Origin of the sequence: Nonomuraea sp. NPDC048901 (genome assembly GCF_040649695.1) — a bacterium.
In the GTDB taxonomy this organism is placed as follows: Bacteria; Actinomycetota; Actinomycetes; order Streptosporangiales; family Streptosporangiaceae; genus Nonomuraea.
Genome location: NZ_JBEZFW010000019.1, coordinates 1 through 24,376, shown reverse-complemented (window position 1 = coordinate 24,376; position 24,376 = coordinate 1). Strand labels below are relative to the sequence as shown.

22 protein-coding genes and 1 tRNA gene are annotated in these 24,376 nt (G+C 70.9%); 10 read left to right on the top strand and 13 right to left on the bottom strand.

Annotated elements, in window-relative coordinates:
• Position 1: 1 nt before the first annotated feature.
• Complete coding sequence (locus AB0C30_RS45425; protein ID WP_357956324.1) at positions 2-865, top strand: ABC transporter ATP-binding protein; 864 nt, start codon at positions 2-4, stop codon at positions 863-865.
• A gap of 34 nt (positions 866-899) precedes the next feature.
• Here AB0C30_RS45425 and AB0C30_RS45420 read toward each other — a convergent pair whose 3' ends face one another.
• Positions 900-1,376 carry a MarR family winged helix-turn-helix transcriptional regulator gene (locus AB0C30_RS45420; RefSeq protein ID WP_357955914.1) on the bottom strand — a complete coding sequence of 159 codons (477 nt, stop codon included), beginning with the start codon at positions 1,374-1,376 and terminating at the stop codon, positions 900-902.
• Positions 1,377-1,448: 72 nt separating this feature from the next.
• Here AB0C30_RS45420 and AB0C30_RS45415 point away from each other — a divergent pair, with 72 nt between their 5' ends.
• Positions 1,449-2,840, top strand: a complete 1,392-nt coding sequence (locus AB0C30_RS45415; RefSeq protein ID WP_357955911.1) for an MFS transporter — start codon at positions 1,449-1,451, stop codon at positions 2,838-2,840.
• Between the two features lie 30 nt (positions 2,841-2,870).
• On the opposite strand, the gene AB0C30_RS45410 is transcribed toward AB0C30_RS45415, so the two are convergent.
• Positions 2,871-3,227, bottom strand: a complete 357-nt coding sequence (locus AB0C30_RS45410) for a DUF742 domain-containing protein (protein ID WP_357644254.1) — start codon at positions 3,225-3,227, stop codon at positions 2,871-2,873.
• Entirely contained in the window at positions 3,220-5,121 is a 1,902-nt protein-coding gene (locus tag AB0C30_RS45405) for a nitrate- and nitrite sensing domain-containing protein (RefSeq protein ID WP_357955909.1), read from the bottom strand. The genes AB0C30_RS45410 and AB0C30_RS45405 overlap by 8 nt, the downstream gene beginning before the upstream one ends.
• 161 nt (positions 5,122-5,282) lie before the next feature.
• Between AB0C30_RS45405 and AB0C30_RS45400 the strand changes: the two genes are divergently transcribed.
• Positions 5,283-6,845, top strand: a complete 1,563-nt coding sequence (locus AB0C30_RS45400; RefSeq protein ID WP_357955907.1) for an ABC transporter substrate-binding protein — start codon at positions 5,283-5,285, stop codon at positions 6,843-6,845.
• Positions 6,846-6,852: 7 nt separating this feature from the next.
• Here the strand turns inward: AB0C30_RS45400 and AB0C30_RS45395 are convergent, their stop codons facing one another.
• Positions 6,853-7,020, bottom strand: a complete 168-nt coding sequence (locus AB0C30_RS45395; protein WP_357955905.1) for a hypothetical protein — start codon at positions 7,018-7,020, stop codon at positions 6,853-6,855.
• A 20-nt stretch (positions 7,021-7,040) separates the two neighbouring features.
• On the opposite strand from AB0C30_RS45395, the gene AB0C30_RS45390 reads away from it, so the two are divergent.
• Entirely contained in the window at positions 7,041-7,667 is a 627-nt protein-coding gene (locus AB0C30_RS45390) for a hypothetical protein (RefSeq protein WP_357956321.1), read from the top strand.
• A gap of 45 nt (positions 7,668-7,712) precedes the next feature.
• Here the strand turns inward: AB0C30_RS45390 and AB0C30_RS45385 are convergent, their stop codons facing one another.
• On the bottom strand, positions 7,713-8,882 hold the full coding sequence (locus AB0C30_RS45385; protein ID WP_357955903.1) for an MFS transporter: 1,170 nt from the start codon (positions 8,880-8,882) through the stop codon (positions 7,713-7,715).
• A gap of 73 nt (positions 8,883-8,955) precedes the next feature.
• Here AB0C30_RS45385 and AB0C30_RS45380 point away from each other — a divergent pair, with 73 nt between their 5' ends.
• From AB0C30_RS45380 to AB0C30_RS45370, 3 genes are all read left to right on the top strand, one after another.
• On the top strand, positions 8,956-11,646 hold the full coding sequence (locus AB0C30_RS45380; RefSeq protein ID WP_357955902.1) for an AAA family ATPase: 2,691 nt from the start codon (positions 8,956-8,958) through the stop codon (positions 11,644-11,646).
• A 66-nt stretch (positions 11,647-11,712) separates the two neighbouring features.
• Positions 11,713-13,053 carry an AlkA N-terminal domain-containing protein gene (locus AB0C30_RS45375; RefSeq protein WP_357956318.1) on the top strand — a complete coding sequence of 447 codons (1,341 nt, stop codon included), beginning with the start codon at positions 11,713-11,715 and terminating at the stop codon, positions 13,051-13,053.
• Entirely contained in the window at positions 13,050-14,222 is a 1,173-nt protein-coding gene (locus tag AB0C30_RS45370; RefSeq protein ID WP_357955900.1) for an MFS transporter, read from the top strand. Before AB0C30_RS45375 ends, AB0C30_RS45370 begins: the two co-directional genes overlap by 4 nt.
• On the opposite strand, the gene AB0C30_RS45365 is transcribed toward AB0C30_RS45370, so the two are convergent.
• From AB0C30_RS45365 to AB0C30_RS45335, 7 genes are read right to left on the bottom strand one after another with little or no spacing between them, the layout of a single operon-like run.
• On the bottom strand, positions 14,167-14,985 hold the full coding sequence (locus AB0C30_RS45365) for an ABC transporter ATP-binding protein (protein WP_357955898.1): 819 nt from the start codon (positions 14,983-14,985) through the stop codon (positions 14,167-14,169). The genes AB0C30_RS45370 and AB0C30_RS45365 overlap by 56 nt on opposite strands.
• On the bottom strand, positions 14,982-15,773 hold the full coding sequence (locus tag AB0C30_RS45360; RefSeq protein ID WP_357955896.1) for an ABC transporter ATP-binding protein: 792 nt from the start codon (positions 15,771-15,773) through the stop codon (positions 14,982-14,984). The genes AB0C30_RS45365 and AB0C30_RS45360 overlap by 4 nt, the downstream gene beginning before the upstream one ends.
• Positions 15,770-16,582, bottom strand: a complete 813-nt coding sequence (locus tag AB0C30_RS45355) for an ABC transporter permease (protein WP_357955894.1) — start codon at positions 16,580-16,582, stop codon at positions 15,770-15,772. Before AB0C30_RS45355 ends, AB0C30_RS45360 begins: the two co-directional genes overlap by 4 nt.
• A 37-nt stretch (positions 16,583-16,619) precedes the next feature.
• Positions 16,620-17,585, bottom strand: coding sequence for an ABC transporter permease (locus tag AB0C30_RS45350; protein WP_357955892.1), 966 nt, complete (start codon positions 17,583-17,585; stop codon positions 16,620-16,622).
• Complete coding sequence (locus AB0C30_RS45345; protein WP_357955889.1) at positions 17,585-19,096, bottom strand: ABC transporter substrate-binding protein; 1,512 nt, start codon at positions 19,094-19,096, stop codon at positions 17,585-17,587. The genes AB0C30_RS45350 and AB0C30_RS45345 overlap by 1 nt, the downstream gene beginning before the upstream one ends.
• A gap of 47 nt (positions 19,097-19,143) precedes the next feature.
• Entirely contained in the window at positions 19,144-20,100 is a 957-nt protein-coding gene (locus tag AB0C30_RS45340) for a cobalamin biosynthesis protein (protein WP_357955887.1), read from the bottom strand.
• Positions 20,081-20,866 carry a phosphotransferase gene (locus AB0C30_RS45335; protein WP_357955885.1) on the bottom strand — a complete coding sequence of 262 codons (786 nt, stop codon included), beginning with the start codon at positions 20,864-20,866 and terminating at the stop codon, positions 20,081-20,083. The genes AB0C30_RS45340 and AB0C30_RS45335 overlap by 20 nt, the downstream gene beginning before the upstream one ends.
• A gap of 95 nt (positions 20,867-20,961) precedes the next feature.
• Between AB0C30_RS45335 and AB0C30_RS45330 the strand changes: the two genes are divergently transcribed.
• Positions 20,962-21,696, top strand: a complete 735-nt coding sequence (locus tag AB0C30_RS45330) for a ZIP family metal transporter (RefSeq protein ID WP_357955883.1) — start codon at positions 20,962-20,964, stop codon at positions 21,694-21,696.
• A 74-nt stretch (positions 21,697-21,770) separates the two neighbouring features.
• On the opposite strand, the gene AB0C30_RS45325 is transcribed toward AB0C30_RS45330, so the two are convergent.
• Entirely contained in the window at positions 21,771-22,724 is a 954-nt protein-coding gene (locus tag AB0C30_RS45325; protein ID WP_357955881.1) for a tyrosine-type recombinase/integrase, read from the bottom strand.
• 92 nt (positions 22,725-22,816) lie between these two features.
• On the opposite strand from AB0C30_RS45325, the gene AB0C30_RS45320 reads away from it, so the two are divergent.
• Positions 22,817-22,890 (top strand) — tRNA-Arg (locus AB0C30_RS45320).
• Between the two features lie 309 nt (positions 22,891-23,199).
• Positions 23,200-24,376: hypothetical protein (locus AB0C30_RS45315; protein WP_357955879.1), on the top strand; the 1,177-nt coding region annotated here is incomplete at its 3' end.

The window sequence follows — 24,376 nt, the reverse complement described above, 5'->3', positions numbered from 1 at the left end:
GATGCTCAGGGCGGAGGGGGTGACGCTGGGGTACGGCAAGACGCCGGTCGTGCACGACGTCACGCTCGACCTCACCGACGGCGGCGTCGGCCTGATCGGGGAGAGCGGCTCGGGCAAGACCACGCTGGCGCGGGCCTTCCTGGGCCTACTAACCCCCACATCAGGAAATATCTGGTACGGCCAGCAAACCCTGAAAAAAGCGGACATGAGGGCGTTTCGCAGAGACGTCCAACCGGTCTTCCAAGCCGAAGCCCTCGACCCCAGGATGCGCGTCGGCGCCTCCATAGCCGAAGCCCTCCCCAGGAACGCCAGGCACCGCGTCCCCGAACTCCTGGACCAGGTCGGCCTCTCCCCGGACCTGGCCACCAGACGCCCGCACCAGCTCTCGGGCGGCCAGCGCCAGCGCGTGGTCATCGCCAGGGCGCTCGCGGTCGGCCCCCGGCTGCTCATCCTCGACGAGCCCACCAGCGCGCTCGACGTGACCGTCCAGGCCAGGATCCTCGACCTGCTGGCCGGCCTCGACACGGAACATTTGCTCATCACGCACAACCTGGCCGTGGTCGGCCGGCTCTGCCGCACCTCGCACGTCCTGTTCGCGGGTCGCGTCGTGGAGTCGGGGCCGACGGCCGACATTCTGGCCAGGCCCGCGCATCCGTACACGCTGGCGCTGCGGGACGCAGTACCGAAGCTCGGGGGAGAGCCGCCCGTGGCCAGGGGCAGGACGGAGGCCCGGCCCGCGGAGACGGGCTGCCCGTTCCGGCTGCGCTGCCCGCTGGCCGTGCCGGAGTGCGCGACGGCGCCCGCGCTCAGGGAGATCGACGGCCGTCAGGTGGCCTGCCACCGCGCCGAAGACGTTCTGGGCTGAGCACGCTCACCCAGCTGGGCCGGGCTGAGGGCGCCTACTTGGCCGTGCTGTCCGCGAAGCGGCCCTGGAGGTGGGTGCACAGGTCGTCGGAGAGCTTGGACAGCAGTCGCTCCAACTCGGCCCGCTCCTCCGTGGGCCAGTCGGCGATCGCGGCGTCGAACCAGTCGACGGTGATGCGGCGGCATCGGGTGGCCGCCTCGGCGCCCTCATCGGTGAGCGCGATCCGCCAGGCCCGGCCGTCGTCGGGGTCCTTGACCCGGGACAGCAGCCCGCGCTGCTCCAGCGACGAGACGTGCCGGGTCACGTGCGGGCTCTCCACCTGCAGGCCCTCGGCGATCGCGCCCACCCTGCGCGGCTCACCGGCGTCGAGGAGATAGACGAGGATCTGCACGTCAGGACGGTCGAGCCGGACGCCGGCCGCCTGGGTCAGCTGATCATGCGTCTTGGCGCGGTTGAGGGTGGTCACCAACCGCCTGAAGGCCGACACCGTCTTGCTGAGATCTTCACCCATCGCTTTGATTACCTAACTTACGTATGTATTATCGTCTCTCGGTTACTTACCCAAGTTATCTAAGGAGCCGACATGGCGACAATCGTCGCTTCCGCGCCGCCTGAGACGTCCGAGCGGAGCCCGTGGCCCGCGGTGGTCGCGCTCGCGTTCGCGGCCTCCATCGCCGCCTTGCAGAACACGGCCGTGGTCCCCTTGCTTCCCGTGCTCCAGCGCGAGCTGCACACCTCGCTCTCCGCCGTGAGCTGGACGCTCACGCTGAGCCTGCTGGTCGGCGCGGTGTCCACGCCGTTGCTGTCCAGGTTCGGCGACATGTACGGCAGGCGGCCGATGATCCTCGGCGCGCTGGCCCTCCTGGTGATCGGCTCTGTCATCGGGGGACTGGCCACCTCGTTGCCGTGGCTGCTCCTGGGCCGGGTCCTGCAGGGATTCGTGGCGGCGCTGGTGCCACTGGCGATCGGGGTGGTCCGTGACCTGCTGCCCAGGCAGCAGCTGGCCACCGGCATCGGGGTGCTCAGCGCCACGATGGGGTTCGGCAGCGGGGGCGGGATGATCCTCGCGGGGCTCGCCTCGGGTGACTACCACGCCGTGTTCTGGATCACCGCCGCGATCACGGTGGTCGCCGCGGTGATCGTCGCCTTCCTGGTGCGCGACCAGGCTCCGGGTCGCGGCGGGCGGCCGGACCTGGCCGGGGCGTTCCTGCTGACCGTGTGGCTCGTCGCGCTGCTGCTGGCCATCAGCGAGGGCGGATCGTGGGGCTGGGGCTCGCCGGGGGTGATCGGGCTGTTCGCGGCCGCGGTGGTGGTCGCGGTGGTCTGGGTGGCGGTCGAGCGGCGGGTGGCCGAGCCGCTGGTGCAGATGTCGATGCTGGTGCAGCGCGGCACGGTCGGCGCGACGGTGGCCTCGATGCTGCTCGGGTTCGCCTTCTTCACCGTCATGACGGGCATCTCGGGGTTCACCCAGGCGCCGGCCTCGGGGTTGGGGGCCTCCACCTTGGAGGTGGGGTTCTACCTGCTGCCCAGCACGCTGTTCATGCTGGTGATCTCGCTGTTCGCCGGGCGGTTCATGCGCAGGTTCTCGGCCTCGTCGATGGTGGCGGCCGGTGCCGGGGTCGTCGCGCTCGCGGCGGTCTGGCTGGTCTTCGCGCACCGGACCGGGGGTGACATCTACGTGGCGACGTCGCTGCTGGGCATCGGGCTCGGGGTGGGCTACGCGGCTCTCGGCACCATGGCGGTCGAGCACGTCGCCCCGGACAAGACGGCGCTGGCCGCCGGGGTCAACGCGCTGGTACGCATCGTGGGCGGCAGCACCGCGGGCGCGGTCATCGCCGCCGTCCTGGCCGCTCAGCCGGGCGTACTCGGATATCAGTGGGTCTTCGGGGTGGCCGCCGTCGCGGGCGGGGTGGCGGCGGCCTTCGCCGCCGTGTTCGGCCTGCTCAACCGCCGTGTGACAGTCGTGGCAGCCTGAACAGGACAGCCCGTGCGGCCTGGGGCGCTCTCAGAGCGCCTTCAGGCCGCTGATCACCTCCAGCAGCACCGTGGCGTCGGGCGCGGGGCGCGGCGGCTCGACCTGAACGAGCTGCTGCGCGTGCAGGTCGCCGACGAGCACCCGGACCACACCGATGGGCAGGTTCAGCTCGGCGGCCACGTCCACGAGCCGGGTCGGTTTCGTGCACTTCTGCATGATGATCAGATGCTCGGGGCCGAGCCCGGCGGGCGGCGTCAGGCCGCCGGCCGTGATGATCACCGCGATGAGGTCGATGGCCTTGCTCGCGGGGACGGTCCGGCCCCTGGTCAGTAAGTAGGCGGGGACGATAGGACCAGCGTCCTCGTCCAGCCACCGCTCGTCATTCACTGGGCACCACCCGCATGGGCCGGGCGGCGGGCTCCTTGGCGCGGCTCTCCGGCTCGGCCGGCGGGTCGCTCACGTGTTCTGCCGGGATCAACACGATCGCGGTGGTCCCTCCATATGGTGAACCGCGTAACGTGACGCGGATGTCATGCCTGGCGGCCAGGCGGGAGACGACGAAAAGGCCGAGCTCGTCACTGTCGGCCAGGTCGAACTCCGGTGGGCTGGCCAGGCGCTCGTTGCACTCGGCCAGCTTCTCTTCGCTCATCCCGAGCCCGCGGTCCTCAACCTCGAAGACGAAGCCGCGGGCCGCCGCCTCGCCGCGCACGACGACCGTGGTGTGCGGCGGGGAGCTGACGGTGGCGTTCTCGATGAGCTCGGCGATCAAGTGAATCACATCTCCGACGACCGGACCGGCCAAGCGCTGCCCGGGCATCGGCTCGACGGTGACGCGCTGGTAGTCCTCGACCTCGGCCGCCGCGCCACGCGCCACGTCCAGCAGCGGCACGGGCTTGCTCCAGCCGCGGCCGGGGGTGGCGCCCGACAGGATGATCAGGCCCTCGGCGTGCCGGCGCATGCGGGTGGTCAGGTGGTCGAGGCGGAACAGGTCGTCGAGGGCGTGCGGATCCGTCGTACGGTGCTGCATGCCCTCGAGCTGGATCCGCTGGCGGTGCAGCAGGGTCTGGCTACGCCTGGCCAGGTTGCGGAAGACGTGGCCGACACCGTCGCGCAGCTGCGACTGCCCGACCGCGGCCTCCACGGCCGTCTGCTGGACGGTGGAGAACGCCTGGCCGACGTCGGCGATCTCGACGGTCGTGCTCGCCACCGACAACTCGGGCACCTCGACCTTCTCACCCTTGCGCAGCTTGGCCACCACCTGCGGCAGCCGTTCCTGGGCCACTTCGAGCGCGGCCTGCCGGAGTCCGAGCAGTTCCTTGGACAGCCGCGTGCCCATCCGCAGCGAGAAGGCGATCGACACGATCACCAGGACGAAACACGTCCCCGCCAGCACGAACGACTGGTAGAGCACCGAGTCCGCCACCGGCTCCGCCCGCGCGGAGAGCATCGTGCTCGCCTGCATCTGGGCTTCCTGGAACGACTTGGCCAGCGTGTCGGCCGTGGTCAGCCAGGACTTCGGGGCGCCGCCCGCGATGATCTGGTCCTCCATGAGCCGCATCCGCTGATAGGCGGCCGAGGTGATCAGCGACACCTGCGTGTCGCGCAGGCGCGGGTCGAGCTCGTCGAGCGCCTGGTCGATGAGGAAGCGCCGGTTGCCGACCCACTGGGTGAACAGCCTGCGCTCGGCGACCGTGGTCGGCCCGACCGCGATGGCCTGCTCCCTGGTGAGCAGCTCCTTGGCGTACCCCATGTCGATGACGATGCGCGACTGCTCGTAGATGGGGATGTCGTCGATGAACGCCACCCGCCGGTGCAGGCCGAAGAGCGCGTCGGTCATCGCGTTGTAGGACTCGACCGCGCGCAGGCGGTCGGACAGGCCCGCGTCGATCTCGGCCCTGACCGCGTCCAGCCGGTCCATCTGCGTGAGCACGGAGTCGACCTGGGTGCGGATCGTCTCCGAGGAGTTCATGGACAGGCTGGAGAGCTTCTTGAAGTCCGCGTCGGCCACGTCGGTCTTGGTGCGCTGCGCCGCGGTGGCCGACCGGTCGGCCGGACTCCCCGTACGCAGCAGCTTCACCGAGGCCAGGCGCTCGCGCTGGATCTCGTTGATGAGCTTGTACGCGGGCAGCCGCAGGTTGGTCCAGAGCGTCTTGTACTGGCGCAGTTCCAAGCTCTGGCTCGCGCTGACGGCGGTGATGACTCCCCACAGCACCACCATCGAGGCAAGCGGAACCAGCAGTAGGCCGATGATCTTCATGCGGATCGTTCGGCTACGACCCATGGCACCTCATTCCGGTCGGTCCCCTGCTGGCAACCCCGGACGGGACAAGCCCAGAGGATAGCAATTCGATCTCTGGATTGGCTAATTTTTCGGGACTTTTGGACTTTTGGCGGGCATCGTGCAGTAGGTTTCGGCGTACATCCGTCACAGAGGGAGATGCGTTGCGCCGTCGTCTCGCAGCGGTCGCCGCGCTGGTGCTCTCCATCGCCGCGTGTTCGACCCCTACAGAGGTACGGCAGGCACCGGCCGGAGAGTCGCCGTTCGTGTACGTCCAGAACCTGGACGTGATCACCGACTGGGACCCCAGCCGCTCGTACTCCAACGAGATCATCGCCCTGCAGAACATCTACGAGACGCTGACCGTCTGGAACCCGGTGACCAAGAAGTCCAGCCCCCGGCTGGCCACCGCGTGGCGCTCGTCGCCGGACGGCAAGACATGGACGTTCACGCTGCGCTCGGGAGTCACCTTCCACACCGGTCGGCCCCTGGACGCCGCGGCGGTGAAGGCGTCGATCGAGCGGACCATGAAGGGTGGGACCGGGGCGTCCTACATCTGGGACGCGGTGTCCGGCATCCGGGCCGACGACGCGGAGACCGTGACGTTCACCCTCAAGTACCCGGTCCCGCTGGACCTGGTCGCCTCCTCCGGCTACGCCGCCTACATCTACGACACCCAGGCCGCGCCCGATCTCGGCAAGTGGTTCCAGGAGGGCCGGGACGCGGGCTCGGGCCCGTACACGGTCGCGAGCTGGCGCAAGGGCAAGGAGAAGGAGCTCACGCTCAAGTCGTACGACGGCTACTGGGGCGGCTGGAGCCAGCCCCACTACCGCACGGTCGAGTTCCGCGTCATACCCGACCCTCAGCGGGCCTGGAAGATGCTGCTCCGTGGCGACGTGAGCTTCGTGGACCGGCTCAACCCGCGCCTGTACGCCAGGGCGTCGGTCACGCCGGGCCTGCGCACATCCGAGCGGGCGTCGTTCCAGACGATGATGCTGCTGTTCAACACGGCCGCGGGCCCCATGGCCGACGTACGGGTACGGCGCGCGGTGCAGAAGGCCGTCGACTACCAGGGCATCATCCAGGCGCTCAAGGGCGCCGCCTCACCGACCAGCGGCATCGTGCCGGAAGGGCTGCCCGGCCACACCCCGGGACGAGCGCCGAAACAGGACCTCGTGGAGGCCGCGCGGCAGCTCCAGCTGGCGGGCTACGGCCCCACCGGTCGCCCCCTGCGGCTGCGGCTCACCTACGCCGAGGGCGACAACGACGAGCGACTGCTCGTCACACGGCTCCAGGCCACGCTCAAGACGCTCAACGTCACGCTGGACGCGCGGGCGATGCCGTGGAACGCCCAATGGGAGCAGGGCAAGAAGCGCGGCCAGGACATCTTCGTCATGTACTGGTGGCCGGACTACGCCGATGGCTACTCGTGGTTCGGCAACGTCTTCCACAGCGCCGAGCCGCCCGTCTTCAACCTGGCCTATCTGAAGGACAAGAAGACGGACGCCCTGCTCGACACGCTGCCCGAGCTCACGGTGACCGACAAGGCCGCCGCCCAGCGAGGCTTCGCGCAGGCCACTAGCCGCATATTGGACCAGCAGGTCGCCGGGGCGCTGCCTTGGGTGGTCAACTACCAGCGGGCTTATCTTGGCGGCATCCAGAACTATGACGACAACCCGGCTTATCCCGACGTGGTATTCGTCTACGACCTGCGGCCGGCCGGCTAAAGCGTTGTCACTTTGTGAGGTGGTCTTGATCGCCCGCCTCGACGCGGTCCCGCAGTCGTTGTTTGATCTCTTCGGGGGTGTAGGCGCGGCGGCGTCGTTCGGCCCGCGCGATCGCCACCCCGGTGGCCGCGACTCCCGCGACCCCGGCCAATCCGAGTACCTTCCACCAGCGCATGTGCCTAGGCTAACGGTGTGCTGACTCTCGACGAGGCCGTGAGCCTGACCAGGACCGGTGATCTGTGGGTCTTCCGCGGGCGCTCGGTGCCGGACCGCGCCATCCAGACGATGACCAACAGCCCGATCAACCACGTCGGCATGGCGATCGTCGTCGAGGACCTGCCGCCCATGATGTGGCACGCCGAGCTCGGCAGGTCGCTGCCCGACCTCTGGTCGGGCAGCCACCAGCGTGGGGTGCAGCTGCACGACCTGCGCGACGCGGTCACCGTCTGGGCCAACAGGTACGGTCAGCGCGCCTGGCTCCGCCAGCTCGAACCCGAGGCGACCCCCGAGATGGAGGACGCGGCCCTGCGTGCGGTGGCCCGGCTCGACGGCACCCCGTTCCCCTCCACCGCGAGATTGGCGGCCCGCTGGGCCAGGGGGCGGATCCCGCAGCTGCGGCGCCGGCTGGGGGAGAGCACCCTGGAGAGCGCCTACTGCGCCGAGATCGTCGCGATCACGTACGAGGAGATGGGGCTGCTGCCCGGCGGGCGCCGGCCCAACTGGTATGACCCGGGCCGGTTCTGGAGCGGCGACTCACTCGACCTCGTGGGTGAGCACAAGCTGGGCAACGAGATCACGGTGGGCGTCGAGCGGACCGGCTGACCCGCATTTTCAGCGGTGCGTCGTGGCGCGGGTTTGCCGCAGTCTTCAGTGGTGCGTTGTGGCGCGGGTGCGTCGCAGGGCCAGTGGCAGGGTGGCGGCGACCAGCGCCGCGGTCACGGCGAAGCCCACGGGGTAGCCCGTGTGCCCGATGAACAGGCCGAACCCCATCGCGCCCACACCCATCCCCGCGTCGTAGGCGAGGTTCCACAGGGCACTGACCGGACCGGCGGGGCCGCGTTCGAGCATCAGCGCCAGCGTGGCGTTCTGCAGCACCCCGAACCCGAGGCCGAACAGCGCCATCCCGGCCACCACCGCGACCGGCTCGGCGGACCAGACCTGGAGGGCGACGCCGACGGCGGTGACGAGGACGCCGGGCACCAGCAGCCGCTCCGAGCCGTGCCCGTCCCCGACCTTGCCCGCCCACCAGCGCGCCAGCGGCGTGCCGAGCGACTGGGCGAGCAGCGCGCCCGAGGCCAGCTCTGGCGACCCGGCCAGCGGCAGGAACGTCACCAGCACGCCGACGGCCAGCGTGACCGCGGCGAAGATCAGCGTGGGCCGCACCTGACTCCGCAGATCGAACGTCCCGGCCGCCTTGGCACCAGGCCCAGTGGTGGGCGCTGCGTCGGTCTCTGCGGCGGGTCTGAGGGCGGGCAGTCCGAGTACCGCGACCAGTCCGGCCAGCGGGATCAGGCCGCCCACGACGAGCACCGGGGTGAAGCCGAGCACTCCCGCCGCCCACAGGCCCAGCGGCAGCCCGATGACCGACGGGACACCCACCGCCACGCCGTACAGGCCAAGTCCCTCGCCACGCCGTTCAGTGGGCACCAGTTCGGCCGCCAGCGCGGTGCCCGCGACGACCAGGATGCCGAGCCCGCCGCCGCGCAGCAGGGCCACCGTGAGGATCAACGGCAACCCCGCCGAGAGGGGGAGCAGCAAGGAGGGCAGGCCGAGCAGCACCAGACCGAGCGCCAGCACGGCGCGGTAGCCGTACCTCGACAGCAGCCACGGGACGGCCAGCTCTAGCAGGACCGTGGACAGCATCATGGCGCCGGTCGTAAACCCCACACCGGACTCGCCCGCGCCGCCTGACGCGGCGTAGAGCGGCATGGTCGCGAACAGCAGGTAGAACCCGAGCAGCCCACCGGCCGCGGCGGCCATGGTCATGAGCAGCGGGCGGGTGAGCAGCGCGCCAGAAGGGGCGGGGTGGGTCAGCATGCTGCCAACGGTGCCGGAGTCGCGTCCTAGGCACATCCGGCATGATGCGTAGCCCCCTCTTCATAATGGTGCTGTGTTCGTCGGACGTCAGAAGCAGCTCGCCGCATTGGCGGCCGCCCTGGAGCGCACACCGGGCGCGGTGCTCGTCGTGGGAGAGGCGGGCATCGGCAAATCGGCCCTGGTACGCGAGTTCACGCGCGGCGTCGACGCGCTGGTGGCCGAGGGCGGCGCCGACCCGGGGACGGCCCTTCAGACGGCGGCGGCGCACGGCGTTCAGGCCGGTGTGCATGGCGTTCAGGCGGGCGTCCATGGCGTTCAGGGCGGTGTGCCGTATGCGGTGTTCGTGCCGGTGCTGCGCCGTCTGGTCCGGGAGTACGGTGCCGGGCTCGTTCCCGGCGGCGGCCGGAACGGGCTGGCTCGGCTGCTGCCCGAGCTCGGCGAGCTGGAGGAACACCCGGAGCTGGGGCGGGCCCGACTGTTCGAGGAGGTGCTGTTGCTGGTCGAGCGGGCGGCCGAGCGGCGGCCCGTCGTCCTCGTACTGGAAGATCTGCACTGGGCCGACCAGGCCAGCCGCGACCTGCTGGCCTTCCTGCTGCGCAACCTGACGCGACCCGGTGTGCTAGTGATCGCGACCTCGCGCGAGCCGCTGCGCCTGCCCATGGCCGAGGTACTCAAGGTCCCGCCACTGGGCCGAGACGAGGTGGCGCGCATGCTCGGCGGCAGCGAGGGTGAGCAGGCCGACATCGACCGGATCGTGGCGCGTAGTGAGGGCAACCCGCTGTTCGTGGAGGCGCTGGCCGACGCGGGCACCGCCACCACGCCCGCGTCGCTGCGCGAGCTGCTGCTCGCCGGAGCCGAGCGGCTCGGCCGGGCCAGTCTGGACGTGCTGCGGATCGCCGCCGTGTCGTCGTCGGTGTCGCCCTCGTACGGAGGGAGCCGGACGCCGCACGAGGTGCTGCGGGCCGTGGCGGGGCTGGACGACCTGGCGCTCGACGAGGCGCTGCGGCCGGTCGTACGGGCTCGGCTGCTGCTGGTGGACGGGGACGGCTACGTGTTCAGGCACACGTTGATCCGGGACGCCGTCTACGACGACCTGCTGCCGGGGGAGCGTATCCGGCTGCACACCCGCTGCGCCGAGGCGCGGCCCGAGCTGGCCGCCGACCACTGGTACGCGGCGGGCGACCGGCGCCGCGCCTTCGAGGCGGCCTGGCGGGCGGGCCGGTGGGAGCGCGTACTGGAACTGTGGGATCAGTCCGACCTGCCTGACGGCGGCATGGAACCGTGGGATCGGTCCGATTCGCCTGGTGGCGGCGTGGGTCGGTTCGACCCGCCCGATCGCGGTATGGATCACGCGGCGGTGCTGGAGCTGGCCGCCAAGGACGCGCTGCACGCGGGTGACGCCGAGCGGGCCGAGGAGCTCGCGAGCCGGGCGCTCGACGAGGTACGCGACCCGCTGCGGGCCGCCCACCTGCTGGAGCTGCGGGTGGCGATCCGCGATCTGCTCGGCGAGGAAGGGTTGGCTGACCTCCGTGAGGCGATCCGGCTGGCGCCGCGCGAGGCCCGGCTGATCGGCGCCCTGGCCAACACGCTGGCCTGGAACGGCCAGGACGCCGAGGCCCGTGCCCATGCCGAGGACGCGCTGGCGCTCGGCGACTCCAGATCCCTGGTCACGCTGGCCGCGCTCACCGCGCTCGAAGGCGACCTGGCGGCCGCGTCGCGACTGCACGCCGAGGCGCGGGCCGCCGCTCCCGATGACGACACGGTGCTGGCCGCGTACGCCGGCGAGGCCGACGTGCTGGAGGCGGCGGGCGAGCACGCCAAGGCGGAGGCGGTCGCGCGCCGGGGCATGGCACAGGCCAAGCGCCTGGGCATGGCCCGCTCGCGCGGCGCCCACATCGCCGCGAACCTGGCCGAACCCCTGGCCTCCCTCGGCCGCTGGAAGGAGGCGCGCGAGGTCATCGACGCGGCCCTGGCGCTCGACCCGCCGCCGATCCACCGGGCCTGGCTGCTGATGGTGCTCGGTACGGTCGCGGTCTGGGAGGGCGCGCTGGAGGAGGCGGCCGACGTTCTGGATCGGGCCAGGCCCCTGATGCGCGGGCGCTCGCGCGGCTACGACTCGTGCCTGGAGCCCGATCTGCTCGAAGGCAGGCTCGCCGTCGCCGCCGGTGACGTGGAGCGGGCCGGGCGGCTGGCCGACCACGTGCTGTCCGCGCACGACCTGACGCTCAGCCGCCGCTACGCGTGGCCGCTGCTCGTGATCGCCGCGCGTACGGGCCGGGTGCGCCAGGCGCCCGCGGGCATGGCGACGACGGGGCGGGTCCAGGAGGCGTACCAGGCGACGTTCGAGGCCGAGTGCGGGGGCTCGTGGGCGGCCGCCGTGGCCGCCTGGCGGACGGTCGGCCAGCCGTACGCGCTGGGACAAGCCCTGGTCAGGGCGGCCGAGCAGGATCCGGAGTCGGCACGCGAGCTGCTGCGTGAGGCCGCCGCCATCGCCGAGCGGCTGGGCTCGGCGCCACTGCGGCAGGAGGTCGAGGCGGCCGCGGCCAGCGGCCGGGTACGCCTGACGGCCGAGCCGGGGCTGTCGGCGCGGGAGCTGGAGGTGCTGGAGCTGGTGGCCGAGGGGCTGAGCAACAGGCAGATCGCCGAGCGGCTGTTCATCTCGGCCAGGACCTCGGGCGTGCATGTGTCCAACATCATGGCCAAGCTCGGCGTGGCCTCCCGGGTCGAGGCGGCGGCCCTGGCCCGCCGTACCGGGCTTCTGTAGCACTGTCGTTGACGTCCGATCGTGGCTAGCCGCCGCGCTCCGGGCCACGTCACAGTGGGTCGGGTGATGGATGCGGACAATCTGTACGCGGTGCTCAGGAGCCGCGATCGGCGCTTCGACGGGCGGTTCTTCGTCGGGGTCGTCACCACGGGCGTCTACTGCCGGCCGAGCTGCCCGGCGGCCATGCCCAAGCCGGAGAACCTGCGGCTCTACCCCTCAGCCGCGGCCGCCCAGCAGGCGGGCCACCGGGCCTGCAAGCGCTGCCGTCCCGACGCGGCGCCCGGCTCGCCCGACTGGAACCTGCGGGCCGACGTGGCCGGCCGGGCGATACGGCTGATCGCCGACGGGCTGGTGGACCGGGAGGGCGTCTCTGGGCTGGCCGCCCGGCTCGGCTACAGCGAGCGGCAGCTGCACCGGCTCCTGCTGGCCGAGCTGGGCGCCGGGCCGCAGGCGCTGGCCAGAGCGCAGCGGGCGCAGACCGCGCGGGTCCTGCTGGAGTCGACGGGGTTGGGGGCGGGGGAGGTGGCGTTCGCGGCGGGGTTCGCGAGCATCAGGCAGTTCAACCAGACGATCAGGCAGCTGTACGGGCTGACGCCGACCGAGCTGCGGTCCCGTGCCTCCGGGCACCCCGCGACTGAGCGGGGGTTCGTGGAAGGGTCGCGGGCTGTCCGGGTCGAGGTGCGGCTGGCCTACCGGCCGCCGCTGGACGCGGAGGCGCTGTTCACCTACCTGGCCGCGCGGGCGGTGCCCGGCGTCGAGGAGGGCGGGGCCGGGTTCTACCGAAGGTCGCTGCGCCTGCCGTACGGGACAGCCGTGGTGGGCGTGACGGACGGCGGCGATCACATGCGGTGCGAGCTGCTGCTGGCGGACGTCAGGGACCTCGCCGTCGCCGTGCGGCGGTGCCGGGTATTGCTCGACCTCGACGCCGACCCGCGCGAGATCGAGGAGGTGCTCGGCGCGGACCCGGTGCTCGCCCCGCTGGTCACGGCCCGTCCGGGGCTGCGCGCGCCGGGCCATGTAGACCCGGCTGAGCTGGCCGTACGCGCGATGTGCGGGCCGGGGAAGGAGCTGGCGGAACTGGTCGAGCGCTTCGGCGAGCCGCTGGGCAGCCCGGCCGGGGCCGTGACCCACCTGTTCCCGCCGATGGCGGCACTGGCCGACGTCGTCCCGATCGCCGAGGCGCTGGTCACCGGGCGGCTCACGCTCGATCCGGGCGCCGATCGGGACGAGGCCGAGCGGCAGCTGCGCGCCGTACCCGGCGTGGATGAGCGGACCGCCGCCTACATCCGCATGCGCGCGCTCGCCGACCCCGACGTCTTCCTGCCCACCCAGCAGGTACGGCAGGCGCCCGCGAGCTGGCGCCCATGGCGCTCCTACGCCCTGCACCACCTGTGGGCCGCGGCATGACACTCACCGTTCTGGCCGCGCGGGACTTCCGCAGGCTGTGGATCGGCTCGTCCATTTCGCTGGTCGGCGACGGCATGACGCTCGTGGCCCTGTCCTGGCTGGTGCTCAACGGGCCGGGCGGCGTCGGCGCGCTCAGTCTGCTGGCCGCCTGCTACACCGCGCCGGTGCTGGCCGGCGGGCTGGCGGTGGGCCCGCTGCTCGACCGCTTCGACAAGCGGCACGTGCTGGCCGCCGACAGCCTGATCAGGGGCGTCGCGGTGGCCACCGTGCCGCTGACGGCCGCGCTGGGCGGCGTGCCGGGGTGGCTGCCGTTCGTCGTGGCGGCCCTGCACGGCCTGCTCAAGATGGTGCCCATGGCCGGTGTGCCCGCCGCCATCCCGGATCTTGTCGAGCCGGACGCGCTCGACAAGGCCAACGCGCTGGAGTCCCTGGCGTACGCCGTGTCCGGAATCGTGGGCTACGCCCTGGCCGGGACGATGATCGACGCCATCGGCGCGGCGAACGTTCTCGCTCTCGACGCGGCCAGCTATCTGTGCTTCGCCGTGGCCGCGCTGCTGGTCCGCACGCCGCTGCGGCCGCACGTGACGCCGGAGACGGGCCGGCCGCGCCTCGGCCACCTGCTGCGCGATCGGGCGCTGGTGCGTACGACGCTGGCGTTCATGGCGTTCAACATCGCCGAGGGCGCCCTGGTGCTGGTCGCCGGGCCGTGGCTGGCCAAGGATCGGTTGCCCGGCGGCCCGGCCACGCTGGCACTGCTGCTGAGCGCCCTGTCGGTGGGCGAGCTGGTGGGCGGGTTCCTGGCCGGATCGTGGAAGCCGAACGTCAGCCGGATGCGGGCGATCGGGCTGGCGCAGCTCGTGGCGGCGGCCGGATTCCTGGCGCTGCTGGCCGTACCCGACCGGTGGGTGCTCGCGGCCGGGTTCCTGCTGATCGGGGCGGCGGGCGTGGTGATGACCGTCTGGGCCCAGTCGCTGCGCATGGAGCTGATCCCGCCCGCTCTGCGCGGCCGCACGTTCAGCGTGCTTCGTACGCTCATGCAGGCCACACCGCCGGTCGGCGCCGCCGCCGTGGCCCCGCTCCTGGCCGGCGGGAACCTCACGCTGACCGCCGTCCTCATGGCCGCTCTGGCCGGGCTGCCCGCCCTTCTCCTGCTCCTGCCGCGCGACTGAGCCGGGGCACGCTGTCGAGGAGCTTGCGCGTGTACGGGTGGGCGGGGGAGCCGAGTACGGCCGGGGTGGGGCCCTGCTCGACGACGCGTCCGCGTTCGAGCACCGCCGTGTCCCGGCAGAGGGCCGCCACCACGGTCAGGTCGTGCGAGACCATCACCACGGCCATGCCCCGGCTCTCACCCAGCTCGGCCAGCAGTTCGACGACGCGTACCCGGGTCGAGACGTCCAGCGCGCTGACCGGTTCGTCGGCGAGCAGCACCTTCGGCTCGCAGACGATGGCCCTGGCGATCGCGATGCGCTGCCGCTGCCCGCCCGAGAACTCGTGCGGGTAGCGGCGCGCCGCGTCGGCGGGCAGTCCGACCGCCCGCAGCGCCTCGGCCACCCGGTCCCCCGCCTCGTCGCGTGAGCCGAGCAGTCTCAGCGAGCGCAGCGGCTCGGAGACGATCCGGCCCACGCGCTGCCGGGGATCGAGGGACGAGTACGGGTCCTGGAACACGGGCTGCACGTTCCGCCGGAACTCGCGGCCAGTGGGCTCCCTGCCGTCGAACAGGATCCGGCCGCTGCTCGGTCTGGCCAGGCCGAGCAGCAGCCGCAGCAGCGTCGTCTTGCCCGCGCCGGACTCGCCGACCAGGGCCAGGCTGCGCCCGGGGGAGACGGCGACCGACACGTCGCTGAGTACGGGGGCCGCCTTCCGGTAGGCGAACCCCACGTCGCGCGCCTCCAGCACTACGCCGCCCCCGGATCCGGCTTCATCGGGGTTCATGGCGCCATCCGATCCAGCTCGCCTTCCAGCTCCCACGCGCTGGCCACCAGCGAGCGGGTGTACGCGTGGCCAGGCTCGTACACGATGTCGCGCACGCTGCCCGACTCGACCGCCACCCCCTCCTTCAGCACCACGATCCGGTCCGTGACCCCCGCCACGACGGCCAGGTCGTGACTGATGAACAGCAACGCCATCCCCCGGCTCCCGACCAGCCCGTCGAGCAGCGTCAGCACCTCGGCCTGGACGGTGACGTCCAAGGCCGTGGTCGGTTCGTCGGCGATCAGCAGCTTCGGCCGGCAGGCCAGGGCCATGGCGATGGCCACCCGTTGCCGCTGGCCCCCGGAGATCTCGTGCGGGTACGCCCGCGCCACGCGCTCGTCGAGCCGTACCTCGGCCAAGGCCGCCATGACCGCGGCGCGCAGCGGGCCGCCGCGTAGCCGCTGATGGCGGCGGAGCGGCTCGGCGAGCTGGTGACCGACGCGCATCAGCGGATCGAGCGCCGTGAGCGGCTCCTGGAAGACGACGGCCGCCGCCCGGCCGCGTACCCCGTCGAGCTCGCCGTCACGTGCGCCGACGATCTCCGTGCCGTCCAGTACGGCACTGCCGTGCGCGGTCATGCCGGCCGGGAGCAGGCCCATGACGGCCAGCGCGGTCAGCGACTTGCCGGAGCCGGACTCGCCGATCAGGCCGAGCCGGTCGCCGGTGCCCACGGTGAAGGACACGCCGGTGACCAGCTCGCGACCGTCCGCCCGCCGTACCGTGAGGTCATGGACGTCCAGCAGGCTCATCGGCTCCTCCGGCGGGTCGGGTCGGCCAGGTCTCTGAAGCCGTCGGCGACCAGGTTCACGCCCACGACGAGCACCACGAGCAGCACGCCCGGCGCGATGGCGCCGGTCGGCGCGGTGAGCACGGTGGCCTGAGCCTCCTGCAGCAGCCGTCCCCATGAGGCGTTCGGCGGCGGCGGGCCGAGGCCGAGGTAGGACAGGGACGCCTCGGCCAGTACGGCCAGACCGAGCTGCAGGGCCAGGTTGACCAGCAGCGTCGGCCAGATGTTCGGCAGCACGTGCTCGGTCACGACGCGCGGCCACGATGTGCCCGAGGTACGGGAGGCCGTGATGTAGTCCTGGGCGAGCACCCGCTTGACCAGCACCCGCGTCAGCCGCGCGACGATCGCCGACATCGCCAGCCCGATCGCCAGCACGGCCGAGCCCAGTGACGCCTGGCGTACCGCGACCACCAGCATGGCCAGCAGCAGCGTGGGGAAGGCGATGAGGATGTCGAGCACGGCGGAGATCGTGTCGTCCAGCCACCGGGTCGCGAACCCGGCCAGCAGCCCGGCGGCCACCCCGAGCACGCCGCCGACCAGCACGGAGCCGAAGCCGACCGTCAGCGCGATGCGCGCGCCGACCATGAGCCGGCTGAGCAGGTCGCGGCCGAGCTTGTCGGTGCCGAGCCAGTGCGCGCCCCCGGGCGGGACGAGCCGGCCGCCCGAGGTGTCGGACGGGTCGTACGGCAGCCAGAACAGCGAGACCACGGCGACCGCGCACACCAGCGCCACCAGCACACAGCCGATCAGGAACGTCGGCGACCTCTTCACGCCCCGCCCTCGCTCCTCACGGCCGGTCTCCCGCTCCTCATGGCCTGCCTCCGGCGAGGTGGGCGCGGAGCCGGGGATCGACGAGCCGCTGTACCAGGTCGGCGGCGAACCCGATCACCAGCACCGCGAAGGTGCTGACCACCAGAACGCCCTGGATGACCGGATAGTCGTGCTCGGCGATGCCCTTCACCAGCATCCCGCCCAGCCCCGGCAGCGCGAACACACTCTCCACCACCACCGCGCCGAGGAACGTGGTGGCCAGCTCGATGCCGAGGATCGAGATGACCGGGACGGCCGCGTTGCGCAGCCCGTGCCGCCACATCGCGCCGACGAAGGACGAGCCGAGCGCCCTGGCCGTACGCAGATAGTCGGCGCCGAGCACGTCCACCGTGGCCGAGCGGACGTAGCGGATCAGCGAGGCCGACATGACCAGCGCGATCGTCACCACGGGCAGGGCCAGCGAGGTCAGCGCGGCGGCCGGGTCCTTCCACTCGTGCCGGGGGAACCCACCAGCCGGCAGCACCCGCAGCCGCAACGCGAACACCGTGACCAGCAGCATCCCGATCCAGAAGACCGGTACCGCGATGCCGAGCTGCGACACCCCGTTCAGCAGCGGCCCGTACCAGCGGTCCGCCCGGTAGGCGGCCAGGAAGCCGACCGGCACCGCGACCACCACCGCCAGCAGGAACGACAGCAGTGTCAGCGGCACCGTCACCACCAGCCGGGAGGCGATCTCCTGCCCCACGGGCAGCGTGCTGACGAACGAGGTGCCCAGGTCGAACCGGGCCAGCCCGCCCAGCCAGGAGCCGAACTGCTCGGGCAACGGCCGGTCCGACCCGATCTGGTGCCGGGCCGCCGCGATCTGCTCCGGCGTGGCCCCGACGGACAGCAGCGAGTTGGCCGGATCGCCGGGCAGCAGCCGGAGCAGCAGGAACAGCAGCGTCGCCGCCAGCAGCAGCGAGCCCAGCAGGAAGGCCGTCCGGCGCAGCAGGTAGCGCGCCATCAGCCCTTCTTGATGCCGTAGACGTAGAACTGCGAGTTCAGGCCGTTGATCGGGTAGCCCGACAGGTCCGACGACGCCACCACGATCTGCGGATAGAGGTAGAGCCAGTCGCTCGCCGCGTCCTCGGCGATCTGCCGGTTGACCTTCTTCAGCAGTTCGGTCTGCGCCTCGGTGGTCTCGGCCTGCTCGGCCTCAGTGACCCACTTGGTGACCTGCGGGTTGTCGTAGCCCCAGTAGAAGTCGGGGTCGCCATACCAGACCACGTCCCTGTCGTTGACGTGCTCCTGGAGGGTGGCGGCGAAGTCGCGGTTCTTGTACACCTTCGAGTACCACTCGTCGGCGGTGATGACGTTGATCGTGACCGTGATGCCGACCTTTGCCAGCTCGCTCTTGATGAACGCCGCCGCCGTGGGGTGCGGGTCGTAGTTGGGCGTGTCGAGCGTGAAGGCGAAGCCCTTGGCGTAACCGGCCTCGGCCAGCTCCTTCTTCGCCAGGTTCACGTCGTACGGGTTGACCTTGGTCAGGTCCTCGTACCACGGGTCGGTCGGCGGCACCATCGAGCCGATCAGGCTGCCGTAACCCGCCCAGATCGACTCCAGCAGCTTGGCATTGTCGATGGCCGAGGTGACGGCCTTGCGCACCAGCGGCTTGTCGAACGGCGCCTTCCGGTCGTTGAAGGCCAGCAGCAGCTTGGTCGTGGAATGACCGTCGCTGACCCGGTAATCCTTGTTGTCCTTGAACTGCGCGAGGGCGTCCGGGCTCTGCTCGCTGGTGACGATGTCGACGGCGTTGGTGAGCAGCGCGTTGTTCAGCGCGGTCGCGTCGGTGAAGTAGTGGAACACGACGCCCTTGTTCGCTGGCTTGGCGCCCCAGTAGCCGTCGAACCGGTCGAGGCTCAGCGTGGAGCCGCGCTTCCAGGCACCCAGCTTGTACGGGCCGGTGCCGTCTTCGGAGGTGGTGAGGTTCTTCGCCGCCGAATTGATGATCCACACGTAGCTGAGGTTGTAGACCAGCGAGATCGACCGGCTCGCCAGCTTCACCACCACGGTCGCGTCGTCCGGGGTCTCGATGCTCTTGACCGGCTTGAAGCCGCTCTTGCGCGCCGACTGCGAGTCCTTCGCGGTGACCTTCTCGATGCTGTACTTCACATCGGCCGAGGTCAGCGGCTTGCCGGAGTGGAACTTCACACCCTTGCGCAGCGTGAAGGTATAGGTGAGGCCGTCGGGGCTCACCTTGTGGCCCTCGGCGAGCAGGTTCTCGACCTTGCCGTCGTCGGTCAGCTTGAACAGGCCCTCGTAGACGTTGCCGTTGAACGCCTCCGTGACGCCCTGGCCGCCGCCGGCGGTGTTGTCGAGGTTCTGCGGCTCGTAGAGGGAGCCGATCTCGATGGTCGCGGCGGTTGGTGGAGCGGTGCTGGCGGTGACGCCCGACCCGGTGCCGCAGGCGGCGAGAGCTAGGCTGAGAGCGAGGGCCGCACCGACGATCTTGCTGGTCACGAGGATCCCTGACATTTAGGTACTAAATCGGTAGGTTTAGTAGATTATAGCCTCGGGGGCTTTCAGGCTCGGCGGCGCAGGCCCCACGCGGCCAGCACGGCGATTCCGGCGGCGGTCAGGCTCACCGCCCGGGTGAGGCGCACCGCGCGCCGGACGTCCGCCGGCTCGGGCTTGGGACCGTCGCCCATGGTCGGCCGGTGCTCGGTTCTGCCGCCGTAGACGTTCGTGCCACCCAGCGTGAGGTCGAGCGCCCCGGCGAATGCGGCCTCGCACCTGCCCGCGTTGGGGCTGGGATGGCGGTGCCCATCTCTTCGCAGTACGGCCAGCGCCTGCGCCCGGTTCGGGGCGACGAGTACGGTGATCAACCCCGTGAGCCGGGCCGGCAGGTAATTGGCCACGTCGTCGAGCCTGGCCGCCGCCCACCCGAAACGTTCGTAGCGGGGGGAGTGGTGGCCGATCATCGCGTCCAGCGTGTTGATCGCCCGGTAGGCCAGCAGCCCCGGCACGCCCGCCACGGCACCCCAGAAGAGCGGGGCCACGACCGCGTCGGAGGCGTTCTCGGCCAGCGACTCGACGGTGGCCCTGGCGATCTCGGGCGCCTCCAGCGCGGCGGGGTCGCGGCCGCACAGGTGGGGGAGGCGGGCGCGGGCCCTGGTCAGGTCGTCGTCCTCCAGCGCCGCGGCCAGGTAGGCGCCCTCGCGGGCCAGCGTGGTGCCGCCGAGCACCGCCCAGGTGGCGACGGCCGTCAACGCCGTACGGGCGACGGGGTTCGCCACGCGTTCGGCGAGCACGCCCAGGCCCGTGGCCGCGCCCGCGCAGAGGGCGACGTGTACGACGCCGTTCGGCCTGGCGTCGCCATACAGGGCCTGCTCCAGCCGGGTGGCGGCACGGCCGAACAGCGCGACGGGGTGGGCCGCGCGCGGGTCACCGATGACGGCGTCGAGCGCCACGCCCAACGCGATGCCCACCGGCCGCGAGATGTCGTTGACCGGATGGGACTTAGCTGACCAAATGCGCATGGAGCCTATCTTCGTGCTTGTCCAGCCAGGCGGCCGCCCGGCGGATGCGCTCGCCCGCGCCGCCCGCCCACATCCTGGCCCAGCTCCCGCCCGTCGCCGCCCGGTCACGCATGACCGTGTACGAGCGCTGGAACCGGAGCCTGGCCAGCTCCAGCAGCCGTCGGCGATCGCGCGGCGGCACCCCGTACGCGTCGCAGAACAGGCGCAGCCGCGCCCCCACGTCCAGCCCGCGCTGGAGCGGCGCCAGGTCGACCGGGTCGCCGATGGGCGCCCAGTGCCTGAGCGTCGTGACGACGTCGAACAGCCGGGTCGTCGGCCGAGCCAGATCGAAGTCGATCAGCGCCCGGGGCCTTCCGTCGCGAAATATCACGTTTTGAAGGGTTAAATCGCAGTGGCCGATGACCTCCGGGGCGGCGTCGTCGTTCGAACCGCCCTTCCATCCGCCGCGCGTCAGCGGGAAGCCCCGCGTCGCGTCGTGGAAGTCGCGCAACAGCTCGGCCAGCCGTACCAGCGCCTCGTCGGTGACCGTCACCAGGCCGAGCCCGGTCGTACCCGGAATATAGGTGAGGATCTCGCGCCCGAGCTCGTCCATGCCCACGACGCGCGGCGCGCCCTCGAACCCGGCGGCTTCCAGGTGGCGGAGCAGAGCGTGCACGGCGGGCGTCGACGGGCTCGCCGGTCTGCGGACGGTGTCACCGACCCGGACCACCCCGTCTGTCACGTCCCCGCCCTGCAAGGGGATCTCGTGCAGGAGCGTCGCGACCATGCCGAGAAAGCTTAGACCCTTTTACACCCCTCCCGCCTGGCGTTTTAGCGTGTCGCGACTCTGTGACGCGCACGCGCCCCCTAGCCTGGAGCCTCATGCCGATCATGCTGTCGTTCGCGGCATTCCTGATGACGCTGCTCGGCGGGCTGGTCGCGCATCGCGTCAGGGAACGCCGTCACCTCGTCCTCGGCGCCGCCGCCGGCGTCATGCTCGGCGTGGTGGCGTTCGACCTGCTGCCGGAGGCGCTCTCCCGCGACCCGGCTCAGCTGGGCGGGGTGCCGGTGCCGATGCTGATGTTCGCGCTGGCGTTCCTGGGCATTCACAGCGTCGAACGCTCGATGGGCATGCACGACGCCCACGAAGGCGACTACGCCTCACACCGCCACTCGCACGCGGGCGTCGGCCTCGTCGCCGGCGCCGCGCTCGTCGTCCACAGCTTCCTCGACGGCGCCGCGATCGGCGCCGCCTTCCAGACCGACACCACGCTCGCGGTCGCGGTCGCGATCGGCGTCATCGCGCACGACTTCACGGACGGGTTCAACACGTACACGATCACTTCCCTGTACGGGAACGCGCGCCGCCGGGCGCTGATCCTGCTGGGTCTGGACGCTCTGGCGCCGGTGACGGGGGCTACGTTGACGTCACTGATCGCGATTCCGGCGGGGGTGCTGGGGGCGTATCTGGGGATGTTCGCCGGGTTTCTGCTGTACTTGGCGACGTCGGACATCCTGCCGGAGGCCCACACCACCAGCCGCGCGGCGGGTCCGACGCTGCTGGCCACGGTGGCGGGGGCGGCGTTCATGTGGCTGGTGATCGCCCTGACGGACTGACTGACGTGCTGCTGTTCGTGGTCCGCTACGGGCAGTCGGCACCGAGGTTTGGTGACGTTCGGCGGCACCGAGGTTCAGTGGCGTTCGGCGGCGGCGCTGAGGTATCGGCGTACCATCTCCACGCTCTTCCACCCGGTGATCCGCATCAGATCGAGCGGATCGCCGCCCTTGTCCAGGTAGTCGTCGGCCATCGTCTGCCGGAACCGGTGCGGATGCAGCCGCCCAGGGATCCCCGCCTCCCGACCCCGCCGTTCCAGCATCTGCTGTATGCCCGTCGCGGTCAGCCGCCGCTCCCCGCCCTCGGCCGTGATACCGCGTACCGGAAGCCAGAGCCAGGGCGAGGCCGCGTGCGGATGCCGCGTACGGGCCCGCAGATACCGATCGATCGCCGCGGCGGCCTTCGGCCCGATCGGCACCAGATGCGCGTCGTCACCCTTACGGACGATCCGCAGCAGCCGCCGATCCAACCACACATCCCCGGTCCGCCCGGCTTGAGTATTGTCCCGCTGATCACCGGTAGGACCGTGCCGGAGCCCGGCCAGCCAGGACAGCCGCATTCCATTGTCCATGAGCACCCGCACGATCGCGGTATCCCGACGATCCACCCAAGACCCCCCGGAACACACCTCCAGTAGTGCCTCAAGCTCCCGATCAGCCAGCAACTCGACCGTCCGACCGGCCCCCTTCGGCGGATCGATCCCATCCATGGGCGTCCCCGCGATCCGCTCCTCTTCCGCGATCAGCCAGTTGAAGAACACCCGCAGGTTGCGAAAATGCTTGCGCGCGTTCCCGGAACTGGTCGCGGCCGTACTGGCATCGAGAAACGCGCGTACGTTCGCGGCGTCGACCGCCTCCACCTCCGCGGGCAACCCGCGCTCGGAGAGAAACCGGGCCAGGACGCGTACGCTGTCGAGGTAGCTCCGGATCGTTCCGGGTGACTTGTCAGCCGCCTGAAGGGACAATTCCCAGGAGGGCACCATGTCGAGCAGGGGAGGCGAAGGGGGCATCTGTCTTCGGGATCGTGCCATGGCCCCTCCAAATCCGATACTGTTCGATCGGCGTATGATTATGCTACCGTCTCTCCTGGTCGGCTGACATGCTGGTCAGAGGCCGAATTCGAGCGCCCTTAGCTCAGCTGGATAGAGCATCGGACTTCTAATCCGACGGTCGCAGGTTCGAATCCTGCAGGGCGCGCAGATCACGACCAGCGAAACCCCCGCCTGACCTGCGCTGTTGCGCAGGGGCGGGGGTTCTTCATGTCCGGCTGTCTACAGCTCTCACCGATCGATTGCGGGTGTCTCCGCCCAATGCTTGCCCACGGTTCCGGGGCTCACGGGTCATCCTCCTCAAGGGCCTCGGCGATCCGCCGGCGCAGGACCTGAGGACAAGGCCTCGGGTGGAATGGACAATGGGCAGGGGCGCTCGGGGAATCGGGTACGAGCGGAAGGGCGGCCTGCAATGGCTTCTGGGCGTCGGGCGCGGTGGGGTGGATTCGGCAGCGCGGTGCTGCTGCTGGTGGTCGCGGTCTTAGGCAATCAGGTGCTTGACGACAGCGGGTGGAGTTGGGGATGGGGAGCGGCAGCGCTGACCGCAGCTCTGGGAACTGCCGTCTGGGATCGTTGGAGGAGTCGGCCCCAGCTGGCCGGGAGGCTGCGCCTTGCCGATGCCGATGGGCGACCGTTGCGGCTGGAGCAGATCAGTCTTGCTCAGCTTGGGGTCGCCGACTCGCGTTTTGCCGGTCCTGAACGGGCGGCGCCGCACATACCTCGGCCGGTTGACGCGGTGCTAGGGGAGGCGCTGGACGCCCTGGTCGGTGGGCAGGGGCGGCAGGTGGTGGTGGTACAAGGGGAACGTCTGGCCGGCAGCACACACGCGTTGGCTCATGCGGCGCAGACTCACATGCCTCTTTGGAGGGTGGCTGCGTTTGAGCGTGAGCAGGGGTTGACGCTAGCGGCGATGGTGGAGCAGGCCACTGGGTGGGTGGAACCGCAGGCCGGGGTAGTGGTGTGGCTAGATGCGATCAGCCTGGATCATATGGGGCAGCTCACCGAAACGCTTCTGGCTGAGCTTCCGCCTCGGGTTGGAATTTTGGCCACCGTGCACACTGAGGAGGTTACCGGCCCGAACGGGGAGTCCGCGGCTCGGCTTCCCTCTCATGTGATGGGCTTTCTGGGCGAGCACACCGTCCATCTCATCCTGGAAGTGGTCTCCCCTGGCGAGCGGGAATTGATTCGCGCCGAACCCGCTTACCAGGTACTGCAGTCGGTCGTGGACGATTCGGCGACTGAGGTGCTGATGGGCCGTCTGATGGTTTCCCTGAGGCAACTGCGCGAAGCGCTGACACCAGGCAGTTCCGAACAGGCCGCCGACCGAGTGGCGTTGGTGCGCGCGGCCACCGACTGGTACCGCGCGCAAATGCCGGAGCCGCTAACTAGGAAAGCACTGCAGGAGCTGTGGAAAGATTACCGGCGCCACGTGGTACAGCTACCGGCGCGCACCCGGCTTCCAGCCGAGGGCTTCGCCCGCGCACTGGACTGGGCGAAGGCGCCGATGTCAGCGGGTCGTCCGCAACTGCTCAGCGCCACTGACCCCTTTTCATCCCCAGGCGGCTTGGGCAACGCGGTGATTTTGCAGGACGGCGATGGCCTTGCAGAGGTGGCCGGCCTTGCTCGGGCTGCAG